14 protein-coding genes are annotated in these 18,881 nt (G+C 68.2%); 8 read left to right on the forward strand and 6 right to left on the reverse strand.

Features of this window, described 5'->3' with window-relative positions; genetic code table 11:
• Positions 1-131 precede the first annotated feature (131 nt).
• The gene (locus AC5RUW_RS06315; protein ID WP_494159892.1) at positions 132-770 is read left to right on the forward strand and encodes an MBL fold metallo-hydrolase; all 639 of its coding nucleotides are present in this window, start codon (positions 132-134) and stop codon (positions 768-770) included.
• A 202-nt stretch (positions 771-972) separates the two neighbouring features.
• Here the strand turns inward: AC5RUW_RS06315 and AC5RUW_RS06320 are convergent, their stop codons facing one another.
• Together AC5RUW_RS06320 and AC5RUW_RS06325 are read right to left on the reverse strand one after the other, a co-directional pair.
• Positions 973-1,752 (reverse strand): trans-aconitate 2-methyltransferase, encoded by a 780-nt coding sequence (locus tag AC5RUW_RS06320; protein ID WP_494159893.1) that lies wholly within the window; start codon positions 1,750-1,752, stop codon positions 973-975.
• A 397-nt stretch (positions 1,753-2,149) separates the two neighbouring features.
• Positions 2,150-4,105: an HNH endonuclease signature motif containing protein gene (locus tag AC5RUW_RS06325; protein ID WP_494159894.1), complete on the reverse strand. Its 1,956-nt coding sequence runs from the start codon at positions 4,103-4,105 to the stop codon at positions 2,150-2,152.
• A gap of 212 nt (positions 4,106-4,317) precedes the next feature.
• Here AC5RUW_RS06325 and AC5RUW_RS06330 point away from each other — a divergent pair, with 212 nt between their 5' ends.
• The 4 genes from AC5RUW_RS06330 to AC5RUW_RS06345 all read left to right on the forward strand — a co-directional run bounded on the left by AC5RUW_RS06330 (position 4,318) and on the right by AC5RUW_RS06345 (position 9,861).
• Complete coding sequence (locus AC5RUW_RS06330) at positions 4,318-6,861, forward strand: DEAD/DEAH box helicase (protein ID WP_494159895.1); 2,544 nt, start codon at positions 4,318-4,320, stop codon at positions 6,859-6,861.
• Positions 6,862-6,870: 9 nt separating this feature from the next.
• Positions 6,871-7,362: a GNAT family N-acetyltransferase gene (locus AC5RUW_RS06335; protein WP_494159896.1), complete on the forward strand. Its 492-nt coding sequence runs from the start codon at positions 6,871-6,873 to the stop codon at positions 7,360-7,362.
• Between the two features lie 44 nt (positions 7,363-7,406).
• Positions 7,407-8,669, forward strand: a complete 1,263-nt coding sequence (locus AC5RUW_RS06340) for an alpha/beta fold hydrolase (RefSeq protein ID WP_494160205.1) — start codon at positions 7,407-7,409, stop codon at positions 8,667-8,669.
• Positions 8,670-8,781: 112 nt separating this feature from the next.
• Complete coding sequence (locus AC5RUW_RS06345; RefSeq protein WP_494159897.1) at positions 8,782-9,861, forward strand: glycosyltransferase family 2 protein; 1,080 nt, start codon at positions 8,782-8,784, stop codon at positions 9,859-9,861.
• Here AC5RUW_RS06345 and AC5RUW_RS06350 read toward each other — a convergent pair.
• The 4 genes from AC5RUW_RS06350 to coaE form a co-directional block, all read right to left on the reverse strand.
• Positions 9,794-11,026, reverse strand: a complete 1,233-nt coding sequence (locus tag AC5RUW_RS06350) for a TerC family protein (protein ID WP_494159898.1) — start codon at positions 11,024-11,026, stop codon at positions 9,794-9,796. The genes AC5RUW_RS06345 and AC5RUW_RS06350 overlap by 68 nt on opposite strands.
• A 102-nt stretch (positions 11,027-11,128) precedes the next feature.
• On the reverse strand, positions 11,129-12,250 hold the full coding sequence (locus tag AC5RUW_RS06355) for an NDMA-dependent alcohol dehydrogenase (protein WP_494159899.1): 1,122 nt from the start codon (positions 12,248-12,250) through the stop codon (positions 11,129-11,131).
• 170 nt (positions 12,251-12,420) lie between these two features.
• The gene (gene uvrB, locus AC5RUW_RS06360) at positions 12,421-14,505 is read right to left on the reverse strand and encodes an excinuclease ABC subunit UvrB (RefSeq protein WP_494159900.1); all 2,085 of its coding nucleotides are present in this window, start codon (positions 14,503-14,505) and stop codon (positions 12,421-12,423) included.
• A gap of 117 nt (positions 14,506-14,622) precedes the next feature.
• The gene (gene coaE / locus AC5RUW_RS06365) at positions 14,623-15,243 is read right to left on the reverse strand and encodes a dephospho-CoA kinase (protein WP_494159901.1); all 621 of its coding nucleotides are present in this window, start codon (positions 15,241-15,243) and stop codon (positions 14,623-14,625) included.
• Between the two features lie 144 nt (positions 15,244-15,387).
• Between coaE and AC5RUW_RS06370 the strand changes: the two genes are divergently transcribed.
• The 3 genes from AC5RUW_RS06370 (at position 15,388) to AC5RUW_RS06380 (ending at position 18,838) form a co-directional block, all read left to right on the forward strand.
• On the forward strand, positions 15,388-16,062 hold the full coding sequence (locus AC5RUW_RS06370) for an IMPACT family protein (protein WP_494159902.1): 675 nt from the start codon (positions 15,388-15,390) through the stop codon (positions 16,060-16,062).
• Positions 16,047-17,225 carry a class I SAM-dependent methyltransferase gene (locus AC5RUW_RS06375; RefSeq protein ID WP_494159903.1) on the forward strand — a complete coding sequence of 393 codons (1,179 nt, stop codon included), beginning with the start codon at positions 16,047-16,049 and terminating at the stop codon, positions 17,223-17,225. Before AC5RUW_RS06370 ends, AC5RUW_RS06375 begins: the two co-directional genes overlap by 16 nt.
• Positions 17,226-17,518: 293 nt before the next feature.
• The gene (locus AC5RUW_RS06380) at positions 17,519-18,838 is read left to right on the forward strand and encodes an ABC transporter substrate-binding protein (protein ID WP_494159904.1); all 1,320 of its coding nucleotides are present in this window, start codon (positions 17,519-17,521) and stop codon (positions 18,836-18,838) included.
• Positions 18,839-18,881 lie beyond the last annotated feature (43 nt).

The following is an 18,881-nucleotide window of genomic DNA, read 5'->3' on the forward strand; positions in this document are numbered from 1 at the left end:
TGGTCGGCGAGCGCATGCGTGGACGGCAGCGCAGCAGGCTGGGGCCGACTGCGGCCGGGCGCCCACAGCTGGCAGCACCGGACTGTGGGACCTGTCACGCGCGGCCGCGGCACAGTGGATACACTGCCCCCATGTGGGATTTGGAGAATGTCACCATCCGTCGGGCGTCCGTCGGCGAGATGGACAACAACGTTTATGTCATTACCGCCAAGCGCTCGGGCGCCCAGGTAATCATTGATGCCGCCGACGATTTTCCGGCCATTCAGGCGCTGCTGGAGAGCGGTGCTCAGGACGGCGGAGGACCGGCGCACGTGGAGATGATCATCACGACGCACAGCCACTGGGACCATGTGCGGGCCCTTGCTGAGGCTGCCGCCGCCACCGGCGCACGGACGGCCGCCGGCAGCGATGACATTCCGGATATCCCGTTGAGCGCAGATGTCGCCCTCAACCACGGCGACATCCTGGACTTCGACGGGTTCGACCTGGAAGTCATCCACCTGCGCGGGCACACTCCCGGTTCCGTCGCCCTGCTCTGCCGCAACGGTGCCGGCCCTGCCCACCTGTTCTCCGGGGACTCGCTGTTCCCGGGCGGAGTCGGGAACACGTGGAAGGACCCTGAGCGCTTCAACTCGCTCTTCAGCGATGTAGTCGAACGTGTGTTCGAATACCTTCCTGATGACACAGTGGTGCACCCCGGGCATGGAGCTCACACCACGCTCGGAGCCGAGCGGCCGCACCTGCCGGAGTGGAAAGCGCGGGGCTGGTAGCTGCCGGAGTGGCAGGCGCGGGCTGGTAGCTGCCGGACTCGAAAACGCGGGTCTGATGGGTGGAAGGCCGGAAGGCGCGGCCGGAACACGCGGGCTGGTAGCTGCCGGACTTAGCTGGTAGCTGCCGCGCTTAAAGGCACCAGGCGGCCAGCCGCCCAACAGGAAACCCGGTCGGAACGCGGAGCTGCCAGCCGGCCCGGCGCTATTCCGGCTTATGGCCGACGACGAACAGGCGGCGGAACGGGAACAGTGTTCCCCAGGCACGGCGGGGATAGGCTGCCCGAAGGGCGGCCGAGTAGGCGGCTTCGAATGCGGCGAGGTCGGCGGCACTGAGGGCCTGCATGACCGGGCGGAAGCCCGTGCCGCGCACCCACTCCAGAACGGGGTCTTCTCCCTGGAGAACCTGTTGATAGGCCGTTGCCCAGGCGTCGGCTTCCCATCCTGCGCTGAGCAGCAGGTCAAGGTACTCGCTGAGGGGTGCGACGGCGTCGGCGTGCCGCAGCACGCCGTCGAGCTTGGGCCGCCAGCGTTCTGAGTCGGCGAGCGCGCGCATCAGGGCATGCGACGGGGCGTCGAAGTTGCCCGGAACCTGGAAGGCGAGCCAGGCTCCGGGTGCAAGAGCTGCGGCCCACCTGCTGAGCAGCTCCGTGTGGTTGGGCACCCACTGCAGAGCCGCGTTGGAGACGACGACGTCGGTGCCGGCGTCGGGCATCCAGTCTTCGATGTCCGCCAGGTCGAACCTGAGGTTGCCGGGCGCGTCGTCGCGGGCACGGGCCTGCTCAATCATTTCCGGCGAAGAGTCCAGGCCGATAACCTCGGCGTTGGACCAGCGTCCTGCAAGCGCGGCAGTGAGGAGGCCGCTCCCGCAGCCAAGGTCTACGACGCGGCGTGGTGCTTCCGCGCCGATCCGGCCTGTGAGGTCAAAGAACGGACGGTCCCGGAGATCGGCGTACGCCTGGTACTTCGCCGGATCCCAGGTCAAAGGCCTATCGGACTTTCGGGGATTGTCGACTCCTTCCCCGCCGGAACCGGGGCGACGGCCTGATCCGTGCTCCGCATGACCCTCCGAGGCCTCGACCGGCTCCCTTCCCGGAGCATCAGCGATCCGGGCGTTTCCACTCTCTGTCTCTTCCATAGCTGCGACCCCTTCGACGGACGGTTTCTGCTGCCTGGCAGCCTAGCCTGTCCGATGAAAACTGCCCGACGAAGACGCCGCGGGCTGATTCCACGCCGGAGGACCCAGGACCTGGGCTACTACTGGAAGGGTTGGGCAACGTCACTGGCCGGCGGGTGACCCGGTCAGGCTCGTCCAGACACCGGAGTCACTCAACGCCGGCGTCCCCAGGCCCTCGGCAATTGCTACAAGGGTGGCGCGACGTCTAGAAGGGAGGTGTAACGTCACCGCCCGGCGGGCGATCACGGCCACGGTCATCCGCGCCCGGGCGATTCTCTCCCGCGCGTCCTTCTCCTACGGATCCCGCTCCCGCGGATCCCACATCCCCGGAGAAGTCTGGTGCGGGCGCCACACCCACACCAGCGGTCGGATTCGCCCCATCGCCTTCACCGAGCTCTCTGCGCACGTTTCCACCCGGCGGAACCAGGCTGAGCTGAGCGTCGGTGCTGTACCGGCGGCCCAGAGGCGAGCGCCATTCAAGGGTGCCGGCTTCGGGCTGCCGTGCGGTCCAGTATCCCTGGGTCTTGAGTCGATGGTGCTTTGGACACAGATGCTCAAGGTTCTGATGATCGGTGGGGCCGCCTGTGGCGTAAGGGAGAGTGTGGTCCAGCTCTGACCGACGCGCGTTGACGCTGCACCCTGGGAACCGGCAGGTTCCGTCCCTTGCCTGAAGCCATCGGGCCAGTCCGGCGGGAACGCGACGCCGACGTCCCACGGCGAGAATCTCACCAGTCTGCGGATCCTGGACCAGCCCCGTCCAATGCCGGACCGAACGGATGAGCCGGCGGGCGGCTTCGGCGCTGATCGGGCCGTAACCGTTCAGCTCGGCCGGGGCATCATCGGCACCGAACAGAGTCTCGGCGCTGATGATCACCATGACCTCCGGACGCAGGCCGGGCAGGTCCTCCTCCGCTGCGCCCTCCGCGTCTGGCCCAGCCTGTCCGTCTGCACAGGTGCCAGGCCCTGCCGGGGCGAGATCCGTCTGGTTCCGACCTGCTCGCACCTGCCCCCGGCGGCCTTCGTTCCCGGCCCGGTCGGCATCACCCAGAGGGACTGAACCACCGGACAAAGAAGCGCACTCTTCCTGCACCCGCCCCTGCGATCCCGCCGCCCCGCCGCCAAGCAGCGCTGAGGCCAGCAGGTCGACACGCAGCTGGTCGACTGTTCGCCCGTCACCTGCCGATTTCCGCGCACGAGCCGCCCGGGACAGCGATCCGAAAACGGCCTGCCCCTGCTCCGCGCGCATCAGGGCGGTGAGGCAGGACATCCCGTCCGGCGCCGGCTCGAGCCACACCCGACGTTTGGCCAGGGCGTTCCGGTGCCGATCCACGATGGTCTCCGGATATCTGCGCTCCCGCATCGTCCGCACCCGGCGCCCCAGCTGTGCTGCCGTCCGACCCGCCGCCGCGTCCAGTACTGCGGCTTCAAAACCGGCGGCGTCCTCCGCCGGAACGAACTGGGCCTCATCCAGGAGCACACGGGCATGCGAGTAGGTAATCCGACCCTGCGACAATCCAGCCAAGGTCGCCGGAAACCGTTCAACCAGCTTCCCGGACTCGGAAACCACCCGCAGCGCCGTCATGTGCGGCACCCGAAGCAGCGCCCCCACCTCCGCTGCAGTCAGAGTCAACGTCTCTCCCGGCTGCAGCTGGGCGGGTGTGTCGCGGCGTTCCACCTCACGGGCCAGAAGGTCCTGCAGCCGCTTTACCACCCTGGCCTGCTGCGCCTGCGCCCATCCGACAAGGGCATCCAGGCGTTCCAGCACCGCCCCTGCCTCATGCGCATCGAGCTCCTCGGCGGCACCCAGTGACAGCTGTCCCGCCAGCCCCGCCGGCAGAGGACCAGCGGCTCCGGGGCCGGCGCCGTCGGCACCGCCCCTGTCAGGACCGCCGGCGACAGAACCGCCGGTGCCAAGACCGCCGACGTCGGCGTTCTCCGCCTCAGCGCCACCGCCCCCGGGATCACCAGGCGGCTGTGCAGAAAAGACGACGGCGAGCGCCACCGCAGCGGGCACCCCGTCCCTGCAGCGGGCCGCGCCCAAGCCGGCGCCCACGCCGGCATTCCCGTCGGAGCCGGAAGCCGGTGCCGCCCCTCCGGTGCCGCCCGTCGAAAAGTGACCCCCGAAGAGGCTGCCCTGCCCTGGATTCTCCCGCTTGGTCATGCCCCAAGGTTTTCAAGCCGGACCGACATTTTCGGCCCGGAAGGACCCTTATCCACAGCCGGCAGAGCACCCGTTTTTCACTGCCTTCTCTCCGCTATTCTCGGAGCCATCTTTGGCCTGGACCCGGCACTTCACAGTCCCGCTCCGCCCGGCCCTTCCGCCCACGGCGCATCCCGCCCGGCGCCGGCCGGCCCGACGGTAGGCTGGAAACAATGAAACTCCTTGATGCGCTTCCTTCCCCGTCCACCGGCACCCCTGCAGAGGTAGACCCCGACGAGACGTACACCGCGTTCCTCGAATGGGCCGAAAGCCGCGGCATGCCGCTGTACCCGGCGCAGGACGAGGCCGTCATGGAGCTCGTCACCGGAAACAACGTCATCCTCGCCACCCCCACCGGGTCGGGCAAGTCGATGGTCGCCATCGCCGCACATTTCCACGCCATGGCGCACGACGAGCGCAGCTACTACACCGCACCGATCAAGGCCCTGGTCTCGGAAAAGTTCTTCGCCCTGTGCGACATTTTCGGCGCCGAAAACGTCGGCATGGTCACCGGAGACTCCGCCGTCAACAAGGACGCCCCGATCATCTGCTGCACCGCGGAGATCCTGGCCAACATCGCGCTGCGGGAAGGCCCGGACGCCGACCTGGGCACCGTGATCATGGACGAGTTCCACTTCTACTCCGATCCGCAGCGCGGCTGGGCCTGGCAGGTCCCCCTGCTGGAGCTGCCGCAGGCCCAGTTCCTGCTCATGTCTGCCACCCTGGGCGACATGACCCGGATCGCGAACGAGCTCAGTGAACTGACCAACCGGGACACCGTCACCGTCTCGTCCGTGCAGCGGCCCATTCCACTGCACTACTACTACGTGGAAACTCCCGTCCAGGAATCCCTCGAGGAGCTGCTGGCCACCAAGCAGGTACCCGTCTACGTGGTGCACTTCTCCCAGCTCGAAGCCATCGACCGGGCCCAGGCGCTGATGAGCATCAATGTGTGCACCCGTGAGGAAAAGGACCGGATCAACGAGCTGATCGCCGGATTCCGCTTCGCCCCCGGCTTCGGCAAGACCCTGAACCGGCTGGTCCGGCACGGCATCGGCGTCCACCACGCCGGCATGCTGCCCAAGTACCGGCGCCTCGTCGAACAGCTCGCCCAGGCCGGCCTGCTGAAGGTCATCTGCGGCACCGACACCCTCGGCGTCGGCATCAACGTGCCCATCCGCACGGTGCTGATCACCGCCCTCAGCAAGTACGACGGCACCCGCACCCGGCTCCTCAACGTCCGCGAATTTCACCAGATCGCCGGCCGGGCCGGGCGGGCCGGCTACGACACCGCCGGCACCGTCGTCGTCCAGGCGCCTGAGCATGTGGTGGAGAACAACAAGGCGATGGCCAAGGCCAAGGCCAAGTTCGGCGACGACCAGAAGAAACTGCGCCAGGTGGTGAAGAAGAAGCCGCCCACCGGGTTTGTGTCCTGGGGCGAGGCGACCTACCAGAAGCTCGTTGACGGCACTCCGGAAGCGCTGTCCTCCAGCTTCACGGTCAGCCACTCCATGCTGCTGAACCTGCTCGAGCGCCCCGGTGATCCGTTCAAGGCCGCCCGCAGCCTGCTCGAACGCAACCACGAGACCCGGGCCAGCCAGCTCAAGCTGATGCGCAGCGCCCTGGGCATTTACCGTGAGCTGAAGAAAGCCGGCATCGTCGAAAAGCTGGACACCCCGCAGGCCGACGGCCGCACCGTCCGGCTGAAGGTGCAGCTGCAGCCGAACTTTGCGCTCAACCAGCCGCTCTCCCCCTTCGCGATGGCCGCCCTGGAGCTGCTGGACCCGGAGAGCGCGTCCTACGCGCTCGACGTCGTCTCCGTCATCGAATCCACGCTCGAGAAACCGCGCCAGATCCTCTCCGCCCAGGAGAAGAAGGCCCGCGGCGAGGCGATCGCGGCGATGAAGGCCGACGGGGTCGAATACGAAGCGCGGATGGCCGCCCTCGAGGAGGTCACCTATCCGCAGCCGCTGGGCGAGCTGCTGCACCAGTCCTTCGACGTCTACCGCTCCGGCGCGCCCTGGCTCGGCGACTTCGAGCTGAGCCCCAAATCGATCGTCCGGGACATGTACGAACGGGCCATGGGCTTCGGCGAGTACGTCGCGTTCTACGGGCTGGCCCGCTCCGAGGGCATCGTGCTGCGCTACCTCGCCGACTGCTACAAGGCGCTGCTGCACACCGTGCCGCCCGAAGCCCTGCGCGAGGACCTCTCCGACATCATCGAATGGCTCGGCGAACTGGTCCGCCAGACCGACTCATCCCTGCTGGACGAATGGGAGGAACTGACCTCCGGGACCGATCCGAACGCGTCCACCGAACCCGTCCTGCCCCCGGAACCGGCGCGGGTCACCGCCAACAAGCGCGCTTTCCGCGTGATGGTGCGTAATGAGATGTTCCAGCGGGTCAAGTACTTCGCCGATGAGAACGACGCCGCCCTCGGAGAGCTCGACGGCGGCAGCGGCTGGGATGCCGACCGCTGGGCGGCCCTGATGGACGACTACTTCGAGGAACACGAAGACATCGACGACGGCCCCGGCGGCCGCGGCCCCGATCTGCTGATCATCACCGAACTGCCCGGCAAGTGGGAGGTCCGGCAGGTCTTCAAGGACCCGGCCGGGCACCTGGACTGGGGCATCAGTGCGGAGGTGGACCTCGCCGCCTCCGACGACGCGGGCGAGCCTGTCATCCGCATCACCGACGCAGGGCGGCTCGATTAGTCTGGAGGCATGACTTCGATCCGCCCCGCCGAACCCCGCGACGTCCCTGTTATCCTCCAGCTCATCCACGATCTGGCCGTCTACGAGAAGGAGCCGGACGCCGTCGCCAATACGGAGGAGGCGCTGGAGCGGAACCTGTTCGGAGAGCACCCGGCGATCTTCGCGCACGTCGCGGAGGACGACGGCGGGGTGCAGGGCTTCGCGCTCTGGTTCCTGAACTACTCCACCTGGGAGGGTACGCACGGGATCTGGCTCGAGGACCTCTACGTGCGGCCCGAGGCCCGCGGGAAGGGGTACGGCAAGGCGCTGCTGCAGACACTGGCGGGCCTCGCCGTCGAGCGCGGCTACCGGCGGGTGGAATGGTGCGTGCTGAACTGGAACGAACCCTCGATCCGCTTCTATGACTCCCTCGGCGCCCGGCCGCAGGACGAGTGGACCACCTACCGGCTCACCGGCGATGCGCTCGCCTCCCTCGGCAGCACGGCAGGGGCGACGGCGTGAGCCCGGTTCCGCACGACTCGTCGGCACCGTACGTGGTCCGCGGAATGCGCGTCCGGGACCACCGGTTCACCGTTCCCCTGGACCATGCGGCCCCCGACGGTGAGACCATCACCGTCTTCGCCCGCGAGTACTCCGACGCGGCCCTGACCGAAGCTGAGGCCCGGCAGCTGCCCTGGCTCCTGTACCTGCAGGGAGGCCCCGGCGGCAAGGGCAACCGGCTGCTGCAGTTCGGCGGCTGGACCAAGGCCGCCGCCGGCAGCTTCCGCATCCTGATGCTGGACCAGCGCGGCACCGGGCTTTCCACCCCCGCCAGTCGGCAGACCCTGGCCCTGCGCGGCGGCCCAGCCGCCCAGGCGGAGTACCTGACGCACTTCCGGGCGGATTCGATCGTGGCCGACGCGGAGCTGATCCGCGCCGCCCTCGGCTCGGACCCGTGGACCATCTACGGGCAGAGCTACGGCGGGTTCTGCTCCCTGACCTACCTGTCCTTCGCGCCCGAAGGGCTGAAGGAGTCGCTGATCACCGGGGGCCTCGCTCCGTTGGAGGGGGCGGCGGACCGGGTCTATGACGCCACCTTCCGCCGGGTTGAAGCCCGCAACGCCGAGTACTTCGCGAAGTACCCCGAAGACCGGGCCCTGACCACGCGCATTGCCCGCCATCTGGAGCAGGTGCCCGAACACCTGCCGTCCGGAGAACGCCTGACTGTGCGCCGGTTCCAAATGATCGGCTCCTTCCTGGGCGGCAACACCCGGATCGACGGACTGCACTACCTGCTCCAGGAGGCGTTCGCGCCGACCCCCGACGGCGACCGGCTCTCCGACACCTTCCTCACCGCCGTGCACGCCCTGGTGCAGCGGGCCGACAACCCGCTCTACGCCCTGATGCACGAGTCCATCTATGGCCAGGGTCGAGCCACCGGCTGGGCCGCCTGGCGGGTGCTGGAGTCCTTTCCGCAGTTCCGGCCCGACGCCGCCGAACCGCTGTTCACGGGCGAAATGGTCTACCCCTGGTACTTCGAGGAGGATCCCGCGCTGCGGCCGCTCGCCGAGACCGCCCGGCTGCTGGCGGACAAGGATGACTGGCCGCCCCTGTACGACCTGGCGCAGCTGACGCGCAACGAGGTTCCGGTGGCGGCGGCGGTCTACACCGATGACATCTACGTGGACCGGGACCTGTCCCTGGAAACCGCGGAGACGGTGCGCGGACTCCAGGTCTGGGAAACCGCCGACTTCCACCACGACGGGATTGCCGACGACGGGGAGGCGATCTTCAACCGGCTGCTGTCGATGGTGCGCGGCGGCGCCTGAGCCGCAGCAGCTCCGTCCCCGCACTCCCGTCGCAGGATCCTCATGGGCCACCGGACGGCCGCGCGCAGCGGACCTTGCTGACTCCGGCAGGAGGACCTTGCTTCCATGGAGTATGGAGGCGAGCCGAAACCCGGAAATCACCATCATCCTGCCCTGTCATAATGCAGATTCCAGCCTGGAACAGGCCGTCGCGAGCGTGCAGGCCCAGACGTTCGCAGACTTCGAGCTGCTCATCGTAGACGACGCATCCACGGACGCCAGCCTTGCCTGCGCCCGCCGGCTGGCGGCCTCCGACCCGAGGATGCGGGTCCTGCCGCTGGCCCGGAACGTCGGTGTCGGGGCGGCCCGCAACCATGGAATCGACGCAGCCCGGGGCAGCTACGCAGCCTTCCTGGACGCCGACGACGAGTACCTGCCCGGCTTCCTCCAGACCCTGCATGACGCCGCGGCCGCCGCACCGGGGACGGTGGCGGTCTGCGGCCACCAGGTGGTCTCGCCCGACGGAGGCACGGCCGCCCGCACGCTTCCCGCCGCCCTCCTGCCCAGGGCCGGCGCGGTGCGGGAAGCAATGCGGGGCCGGCTGACCCTCTTTCCGTGGGACAAGCTGGTGCCGCTCCCCCTGCTGGAGAACCTCCGGTTTCCTGAGGGCCCGCGACGGTTCGAGGACCTTGCGCTGCTGCTGGCCGTCTATGCCCGTTCCGCCCAGGTGAGCCTCGTCCCCGAGGCGTTGGTGCGGTATCGGATTTCCCCCGGCGGCCTCACCTGGGCCTCGGCGGGGTCCGAGGCGGATTTCCAGGCCGCCCGGCGGCACCTCGAAGCCCACCTCGCGGAGGAATTCCGGTCCGGGCCGTTCACCGGCCCCTACTCCGCCGTGCTGACCCTGATGCGCCTGCTCACCGCGCAGACGGCGTCGGTGGCGGCCGATCCAAACGAACGGAGCCGGGCCGCAGATGCGGCCCGGCTCCTGCCCTGGCGGACGGTTATCCCCGCTGTCCGTGCTGCGCCCGTCATCGGGGCAGCAGGGCTGCTCCTGAAGGCGTCACCGCGGCTGTACGGGATGCTCTACGGCGGCTACGCACGCCGGCGTTACGGAATACCCGCAGGTGCCGCGGCGCCGGCACCCGCTACTGCCGGGCCTCGCCCTCGGCGCCGGCGGCGTCCCCGCGCGGCCCATTGGAGCGCGGGTCGTTAGCGCGGAACCGTGCCCGGGCTTCCTCGGTGATCTCGGGCATCTCGACGTCGGCCTGCCCGTCGGTCGCGGCGGCGGCGGCCCGGTAGGTGTCGGTCACGGCGTCGTACGCCTGGACCTTCTCCTCCTTGGAGGCGTCCTCGCCGAGCGTCCGGTACACCGCCAGGGCCTCCTCGAGGGAGGCGACGGCGTGCATCGCCTTGGCCTTGGGGCTGAGCAGGCTGGCGACGGTGGCAATGACGATGGTGCCGACAATCACGCCGAGGGAGACGAAGGTCGGGATCTCCGGTGCCCACTCGATGTGCTCGCCGCCGTTGATGAAGGGCAGCTCGTTCACGTGCATGGCGTGCAGGATCAGCTTGACGCCGATGAACGCCAGGATCACCGACAGGCCGTGCTTGAGGTAGATCAGCCGGTTCATCATGCCGCCGAGCAGGAAGTAGAGCTGGCGGAGGCCCATCAGGGCGAAGATGTTCGCGGTGAAGACGATGAAGGCGCTCTGGGTGAGGCCGAAGATGGCCGGAATGGAGTCGACGGCGAAGAGCAGGTCGGTCATGCCGATGGTGATGAAGACGATCAGCATCGGGGTGAAGACCTTGCGCCCGTCGACCACGGTGCGGATCTTTCCCTCGTCGAACTTCTCGGTCATCGGCAGCACGCGCTGGAGCCGGCGGACGAGCTTGTTGTCGCTGCCCTCTTCCTCGTCCTCACCCTCGTCGCGCGCCTGCTTCCACGCGGTCCAGAGCAGGAACGCGCCGAAGATGTAGAACACCCAGCTGAAGTTCTCGATCACGGCGGCACCGATGAGGATGAAGATGCCGCGCAGGATCAGCGCAATGATGATGCCGAACATCAGCACTTCCTGCTGGAACTTCCGGGGTACCGAGAAGCGGGCCATGATGATGATGAACACAAACAGGTTGTCGATGCTCAGGCTGTACTCGGTGACCCATCCGGCAATGAACTGGCTGCCGTACTCGGCGCCGGTGAAGATGAACATCATCAGGGCGAAAACCAGTGCCAGCCCCACATAGAACGCGACCCACAGTCCGGCCTCCTTCATGGAGGGCTCGTGGGGCCGCTTGACGACCAGCAGCAGGTCGAAGAGGAGCACAAGCCCCAGAACTATGAAGGTGCCGACCTCGAAGGCGACGGGCAGAGCGGGCATATGTGTGGGTTACCTTTCAGGCGGAAAGCCGTTTTCCGCCGCCCAGCAGCATATACCCGTCTGCCCGCGCCCCGGTGCCGGAGCCCGAAGGATCAGGACTGTTCAGGACCTGCCGAACTCGATGATGCCCCGGATGTTGGTTCCCGCCCGCATATCCGCGTAGGCCTCGTTAATCTCATCCAGGGTGTAGCGCCTGGTGATCAATTCCTCGAGCTTCAGCCTGCCGGCCTGGTAGAGGCGCAGCAGCATCGGCATGGCTTCGCGGGGGGAGGCCATGCCGTACAGCGCGCCCTGGATCCGCTTCTGGTACATGGCGAGGGTGAAGGCGTTCACACCCGGTATGCCGTCGTCGGTGTCCTTGCCGACGCCGGTCACGACGACGGTGCCGCCTTTACGGATGGCGCCGTAGGCCCGGCCGATGTCTTCTCCTCCCACGATGCCCATGCAGAGGATGGCTGAGTCGGCGCCCTGACCGTTGGTGATTTCCTTGACGAAGGCATCAGCCTCGTCGAAATCGGCGAAAACCTCGGTGGCGCCGAAAGCCGGGGCGAGCTCCTTCTTGCGGGGCGAGGGGTCCACCACCACCACATGGGCTGCCCCGGAGACCGCAGCCCCCTGCACCGCATTCATCCCCACACCCCCGGCACCGATCACCATGACGACATCGGCCGGACGCACCTGGGCGGCGTTCGTGGCGGATCCGAAGCCGGTGGCCACCCCGCACGCAACCAGGCAGGCGACGTCGAGGGGGACTTCCGGATCTATCCGGACCACGGACACCTGGTCGAAGACCTGCCACTGGGAGAAGGTGCCCAGCGTACTGGCCGTACCCACGTCGGTTCCGTCAGCGTGCATCCGGAAGCCTCCGGACGGCTGCACCCCTTCCAGGATGATCGCCCCGTAATCGCAGAGGTTCTGCATTCCCACTGCACACCACCGGCATTTGCCGCATCCGGGGATAAAGGAAGTGACAATGTGGTCGCCTTCCTGCAGGTCATGCACCTCGGCGCCCACGCGGCGCACGATCCCTGCACCCTCGTGGCCGCCGACCATCGGTGTCATGCCGATCTGGATGTCGCCGGTCACGAAGTGGTCGTCGGAGTGGCACAGGCCGGTGGCGATCATCTCCACCAGGACCTCGGTGGGGCCCGGCTCGTCGAGCTCAAGCTCCTGCACGGTCCATTTCCCGGGAGCGTCCCACAGTACTGCTGCACGTGTCTTCATTGCTGTCCTCCACACGTCGTTGTGTGCAGCCGCAGGGTCTCCGGTTCAGGGCCGGACAGCAGCCGCACCCGGAGGCTACCCAACCGTCCCGTGAAGCGCAGCGGGTGGTTTTGCGCGCCGGACAGGTGGTGGGAGGACAGGAGCAGGAAGGACTCCGGTGCGGGAACCCGTCAGGCGTGCCCGGCGGACTGCATCTGCCGCAGTTCCTTCTTCAGCTCCCCCACCTCGTCACGGATTCGGGCGGCAACCTCGAACTGCAGCTCGGCGGCCGCGGCGTGCATCTGCTCGGTCATCTGCGCAATCAGCGCGGTCAGGTCCTCCGCCGGCGCCGCGGCCAGCCCGTCCTTCCGGACACCCTTTCCCTTGCCCTTGGCGCCCTTGCCCTTCTTCGCGGCTTCCTCGAGCAGCGCCTTGGTGTCGGCGTCCTCGCGGGCCAGCTGGTCGGTGATGTCGGCGATCTTCTTCCGCAGCGGCTGCGGATCGACCCCGTGTTCCTTGTTGTAGGCCACTTGGATTTCCCGACGGCGGTTCGTCTCGTCGATGGCGTGCGCCATCGAGTCGGTGATCCGGTCGGCGTACATGTGCACCTGGCCGGAGACGTTGCGCGCCGCGCGGCCGATGGTCTGGATCAGGGAGGTCGAGGAGCGCAGGAAGCCCTCCTTGTCAGCGTCGAGGATGCTCACCAGCGACACCTCGGGCAGGTCCAGGCCCTCGCGGAGCAGGTTGATGCCCACCAGCACGTCGAACGTGCCCATGCGCAGCTCGCGCAGCAGTTCCACGCGGCGCAGGGTGTCGACGTCGGAGTGCAGGTACTCGACCTTCACCCCGTGCTCCAGGAGGTAGCCCGTCAGGTCCTCCGCCATCCGCTTGGTCAGGGTGGTGACCAGTACCCGTTCGTCCCGCTCGACGCGGGTGCGGATCTCGCCCAGCAGGTCGTCGATCTGGCCCTTGCTGGGCTTGACGACGACCTCCGGGTCCACCAGCCCGGTGGGCCGGATGATCTGCTGAACCACGCCGTCGGACTTGCTCAGCTCGTACTTGCCCGGGGTGGCGGAGAGGTACACGGTCTGGCCGATGCGCTCCAGGAACTCGTCCCACTTCAGCGGCCGGTTGTCCATCGCCGACGGCAGGCGGAAGCCATGCTCCACCAGGGTGCGCTTGCGGGACATGTCACCTTCGTACATCGCGCCGATCTGCGGGATGGTCACGTGTGACTCGTCGACCACCAGCAGGAAGTCGTCCGGGAAGTAATCGAGGAGGCAGTGCGGGGCGGTGCCCGGGCCGCGGCCGTCAATGAAGCGCGAGTAGTTCTCGATGCCGTTGCAGAAGCCCATCTGCTGCATCATCTCGAGGTCGTAGGTGGTGCGCATCCGCAGCCGCTGCGCCTCGACCAGCTTGTTCTGCGACTCCAGCTCGGCGAGCCGCTGCTGCAGCTCGTCCTCGATGGCACGGATGGCGCGGTTCATCCGCTCCGGGCCCGCGACGTAGTGTGAGGCGGGGAAGACGTACATCTCCTCTTCCTCGCGGATGATCTCGCCGGTCAGCGGGTGCAGGGTGTGGATCGACTCGATCTCGTCACCAAAGAACTCCACCCGGATAGCGAGCTCCTCGTACATCGGGATGATCTCCACGGTGTCGCCGCGGACCCGGAAGGTCCCGCGGTGGAAGTCCATGTCGTTCCGGGTGTACTGCATGGCCACGAACTGGCGCAGCAGGTCGTCGCGGTTCATTTCCTGGCCGCGGCGCAGGGTCACCATCGCCTTAATGTATTCCTCGGGGGTGCCGAGGCCGTAGATGCAGGAGACGGTGGCGACGACGAGCACGTCGCGGCGGGTGAGCAGGGCGTTGGTCGCGGAGTGGCGCAGCCGCTCCACCTCCTCGTTGATGGAGGAGTCCTTCTCGATGTAGGTGTCCGTCTGCGGGACGTACGCTTCGGGCTGGTAGTAGTCGTAGTAGGAGACGAAGTACTCGACGGCGTTGTTGGGCAGCAGCTCGCGGAACTCGTTGGCCAGCTGCGCGGCGAGGGTCTTGTTCTGCACGAGCACCAGGGTGGGCCGCTGCACCTGTTCCACCAGCCAGGCCGTCGTCGCCGACTTGCCGGTACCGGTGGCACCCATCAGCACGACGTCCTTCTCCCCCGCCTGGATCCGTTCACTCAGCTCACGGATCGCCGTCGGCTGGTCGCCGGCGGGGCTGTACTCACTGATCACCTCGAAGGGCGCCACAACACGGTTGATGTCCTGCGCAAGACTCATGGTTCAACGCTACTCCGGGATGCGGACGCCCACTGTCCGTATTGCTCACGGCGGAACTGTGCGGCCCGGCGCTGCCTGGCGGTGCGGGAAGGCGCCGGACGGACCCGCTCGCGCGTTTCAGGCGCCGGAGCGCATCCGTTCCTCGTTCAGCGGCACCAGGCGCGTGTGCCACAGCTCGCGGACGGCGGCCACCAGTTCATCCGGGGTGCCGGTGTTCTCCAGCACGACGTCGGCCACCTCCGCCCGTTGCTCGGCTGTTGCCTGGGCGGCGATCCGGGCGCGCGCGGCGTCCAAGTCCATGCCCCGGTCATGGACCATGCGCATCAGCCGGACCGCCTCGGGAGCCTCGATCACCAGCACGAAGTCGAAGCTGCCCGCCTGCCCGGTCTCCACCAGCAGCGGAATGTCCTGCACGAGGATCCCGTCCGCGGGAACCTGGGCGGCGAGCTCCGCGGCGCGGGCCCGAACCAGCGGATGGATGATGCCGTTCAGCACCCCGCGGCGCTCATCGCTGCCGAAGACGACGGCGGCCAGGGCGGGCCGGTCCAGGCTGCCGTCTTTGGCCAGCACCTCCGGGCCGAACGCGTCAACGACGGCGGCGAGGCCCTCGGTGCCGGGGGCCACCACCTCCCGGGCCAGGGCGTCGGCGTCGATCAACACCGCCCCGCAGTCGACGAGGGTCCGGGCAACCAGGGATTTGCCGGCCGCGATGCCGCCGGTGAGACCTACCTTCAACATGGGCACCAGCCTACGTGTAAGGCGTCCGTGAGTCGTTTGGTGAGTCGTCCGTGAGTCGTCCGTGAGTCGTCCGTGAGTCGTCCGTGAGTCGTCCGTGAGTCGTCCGTGAGTCGTTGGGCTGCCCCCGGCAACTAGACTGGCAGGGTGAGTGACATCGACGCGGCGGCGGGGCGCTACAGCACCGTTGCCGGCGAACACCGCAGCGAACTCGAGATCAAGCGCTCACGCTTCATCACCGTCCTGCGCCGCACCGAAAACGAAGAGGACGCGCGCGCCCTGGTCGCGGAGCTGCGCCGGGAGTTCCACGATGCCCGCCACCACTGCAGTGCGTTCGTCCTGGGGCCCGACCGCGGCGTTCAGCGTTCCAACGACGACGGCGAGCCGTCCGGAACCGCAGGCGTGCCGATGCTCGAGGCCCTCATCAAACGCGAGACCTTCGACGGCGCCGCCGACCTCAGCGACGTCACCGCCGTCACGGTGCGGTACTTCGGCGGCATCCTGCTCGGCGCCGGCGGGCTGGTCCGCGCCTACTCGGAATCCGTCTTCTCGGCCCTGGAGAGTGCACCCCTGATCCGGCGGCAGCGCATGCGGCTGTTCGCCGTCCCGGCGGAACACGCCGCTGCCGGCCGGCTGGAGAACGATCTGCGGGCCGCCGGTTATGCGGTTCCCCGCACCGAGTACGGGTCGGCCGGGGCGACCATCGTCGTCGCGCTGCCGGACGTACCGGGAGCCGCCGGCTCCTTCCAGGACCGGCTCGCCGCCCTGACCGCCGGCGGAGCCGAAGCCGAACCGCTGACCATCGAATGGATCGACCTGTGAGCTCTGCGCCCTCCTTCCCCTTCGAGTCGCTGCGCCGGGCCCCTGACGTGGAGGCGGAGAACCTGCAGGCCTTCGACGCCGCCGACCGGCTGCTCCTGGACACCGCCGCAGACCGGCTGTCCCGCCGCGCCACGGCGGCGGAGGCGGACGGCGGCAGCGGCGTCGTCGTCATCGGCGACGGCTACGGAGCGCTCACCCTCGGTGCCGCCACCCACGGGCTGCGCGGACTGCGGGTGCACCAGGATCCGCTGTCCGGCGCACTCGCCCTGGACCGCAACGCCGCAGCCCTGCAGCTGGCGGACACCTATGCCCACCACACGCTTGGCCCGGACCTGGTGTCGGGCGCCCGGCTGGTGCTGCTGCGGCTGCCCCGTTCCCTGGACGCGCTCGAGGAAATCGCCGAGCTGGTTGCCGCCCACGCCGCCCCCGACGTCACGATCTACGCCGGCGGCCGCCTCAAGCACATGACCACCGCAATGAACTCCGTGCTGCTACGCCACTTCGGGACTGTTTCCGCCGGCCTGGCCCGCCAGAAGTCGAGGGTCCTCACCGTCAGCGGTCCGCTGCCGGGCGACCGGCGCCCCGCCACCCGCTTTCCCCTCGCGGAGGCGCACGACGTCGGCCTCGCGGCGCCGCTGCAGCTGCGTGCCCGCGGTGCGGCGTTCGGCGGTGCGGGCCTGGACATCGGCACCCGCTTCCTGCTGCCCTTCCTGCTCCAGGCACGCTCCGCGGACCAGGCGGTGGACCTCGGCTGCGGCAACGGCGCGATCGCCGCGTACCTCGCCCTGACGCGCCCCGGGATACGGGTCCTTGCCTCGGACCAGTCGGAGGCCGCGGTGTCCTCGACGCAGCTGACGCTTCAGGCCAACGGGGTCGCTGACCGGGCCGTGGTCCGCCGCGCGGACGCGCTCGCCTGGCTGCCCGACGCCTCGCAGGACCTGGTGGTCCTCAACCCGCCGTTCCACATCGGGGCCAGCGTCCACGCGGGAATCGCCCTGAAGCTGTTCGCCGACGTCGGGCGCGTGCTGCGGCCCGGCGGCGAACTCTGGGCGGTATGGAACAGCCACCTGGCCTACAAGCCGGCCCTGAACCGGCTGGTCGGGCCCACCCGCCAGGAGGCACGCAACCCCAAGTTCACGGTCACGGTCAGCACCCGACGGTAGACGCGACGGACTCCACCCGCGACGTCCGGCCAGGGCCTAACGGCTTCCCAGGCCGGGCCGCGCGACGGCACGAGATCCGAATCGGCACACGAGAGAGCGCTCTCTTGACAGTGAGCAGTGTCACACCTAGGCTCTCTGCAAGATCAGAGAGCGCTCTCTCGCCCCTGCGGTTCCTTTGTACGGGCTGGCTCCCTGTCGACACCAACAGCTCCAGTCCCTTCCAGGACCGGCCAGGCACGCGCCCGGCCCGGCCGGCGTCGGGAAACCCCTCGGCTAGACCCACACACAAAGGAGTGACCGTGAAGAAGTTCCGAAACCCGGCAGCGGCAGTGGCAGGCGCCGCCGCCATTGCCCTGCTCGCCGTCGGCTGCGGCGGCGGCGACAGCGAAGCCGGCACCGCCGACAACCCCATTGAACTGACCGTGACGACCTTCGGCACGTTCGGCTACGACGAGCTCTACGACGAGTACGAAGAGGCCAACCCCGGCATCACGATCAAGGACAGCAACATCGACACCGGCGGCAACGCACGGACCGACCTGTTCACGAAACTGGCCGCAGGCTCCGGTGTCAGCGACGTCGTCGCCATCGAAGAAGGCTGGCTGGGAGCCATCATGGAGGTCTCGGACAAGTTCGTTGACCTGAACGACTACGGTGCCGCCGATCTCAAGGACAACTGGCTCGAGTGGAAGTTCGACCAGGGCACCGACCCCGAGGGCCGCGTCATCGGCTACGGCACCGACATCGGCCCGCAGGGCCTGTGCTTCAACGGAAAGCTCTTCGAAGCCGCCGGGCTGCCCAGCGACCGCGAAGCCGTAGCCGAGCTGTTCGGCGGCGACGACGCCACCTGGGAGCGTTACTTCGAGGTGGGCAACCAGTACCGCGAAGCCACCGGGAAGCCGTTCTTCGACCAGGCGGGCTTCGTCTGGAACTCCATGGTGAACCAGATGGATGAGGGCTACTACACCAAGGACGGCGAGCTCAACATCGAGGGCAACGAAGACATGACTGCCCGCTTCGAGCAGCTTGCCGGCGCCATCGACGACGGCCTGTCCTCGAACCAGAAGGAATGGGACTGGGCCAACGGCCAGGCCTTCCTGGACGGCTCCTTCGCCACCATGGTCTGCCCCGGCTGGATGCTGGGCAACATTCAGGGCAAGGTGGAGTCCGCCGGCGGCGGCACCGACAGCGGCTGGGACTTCGCCGACGTCTTCCCGGGCGGAGCCTCCAACTGGGGCGGAGCCTTCCTGTCCGTCCCCGAAACCTCCGAGCACAAGGAGGAAGCCGCGAAACTGGCAGCCTGGCTGACCGCCCCCGAGCAGCAGATCAAGCAGTCGGCCGCGGCAGGCAACTTCCCCAGCACCCTCGAGGCGCAGGAACAGCTCGCCAGCGAAGCGACGCCCAACGAATGGTTCAACGGGGCCCCCAGCGGAGCAATCCTCGCCACCCGGGCCGAGGGCGTCGAGGCCCAGTTCAAGGGCCCGGAAGACTCGGTGATCCAGGAGGATGTCTTCGGCCCGGCCATTGACGACCTCGAGACCGGCTCGGCTGACGCAGACCAGGCCTGGTCCAAGGCCCTCAAGCTCCTCGACGACCTGGTGATCAACAACTAACGGCACCGGCTGCGGGGGCCTTCGGCCACGGCTGAAGGCCCCC

The sequence above is a fragment of the Arthrobacter sp. Y3222053 genome (assembly GCF_059092805.1).

Coding starts and splice junctions, on each gene's coding strand:
- AC5RUW_RS06355 (WP_494159899.1), bottom strand. CDS start 12,250: ATGAAGACACGTGCAGCAGTACTGTGGGACGCTCCCGGGAAATGGACC.
- coaE (WP_494159901.1), bottom strand. CDS start 15,243: ATGTTGAAGGTAGGTCTCACCGGCGGCATCGCGGCCGGCAAATCCCTG.
- AC5RUW_RS06340 (WP_494160205.1), top strand. CDS start 7,407: ATGCGCGTCCGGGACCACCGGTTCACCGTTCCCCTGGACCATGCGGCC.
- AC5RUW_RS06375 (WP_494159903.1), top strand. CDS start 16,047: ATGGATCGACCTGTGAGCTCTGCGCCCTCCTTCCCCTTCGAGTCGCTG.
- AC5RUW_RS06325 (WP_494159894.1), bottom strand. CDS start 4,105: ATGACCAAGCGGGAGAATCCAGGGCAGGGCAGCCTCTTCGGGGGTCAC.
- uvrB (WP_494159900.1), bottom strand. CDS start 14,505: ATGAGTCTTGCGCAGGACATCAACCGTGTTGTGGCGCCCTTCGAGGTG.
- AC5RUW_RS06335 (WP_494159896.1), top strand. CDS start 6,871: ATGACTTCGATCCGCCCCGCCGAACCCCGCGACGTCCCTGTTATCCTC.
- AC5RUW_RS06350 (WP_494159898.1), bottom strand. CDS start 11,026: ATGCCCGCTCTGCCCGTCGCCTTCGAGGTCGGCACCTTCATAGTTCTG.
- AC5RUW_RS06345 (WP_494159897.1), top strand. CDS start 8,782: ATGGAGGCGAGCCGAAACCCGGAAATCACCATCATCCTGCCCTGTCAT.
- AC5RUW_RS06315 (WP_494159892.1), top strand. CDS start 132: ATGTGGGATTTGGAGAATGTCACCATCCGTCGGGCGTCCGTCGGCGAG.
- AC5RUW_RS06330 (WP_494159895.1), top strand. CDS start 4,318: ATGAAACTCCTTGATGCGCTTCCTTCCCCGTCCACCGGCACCCCTGCA.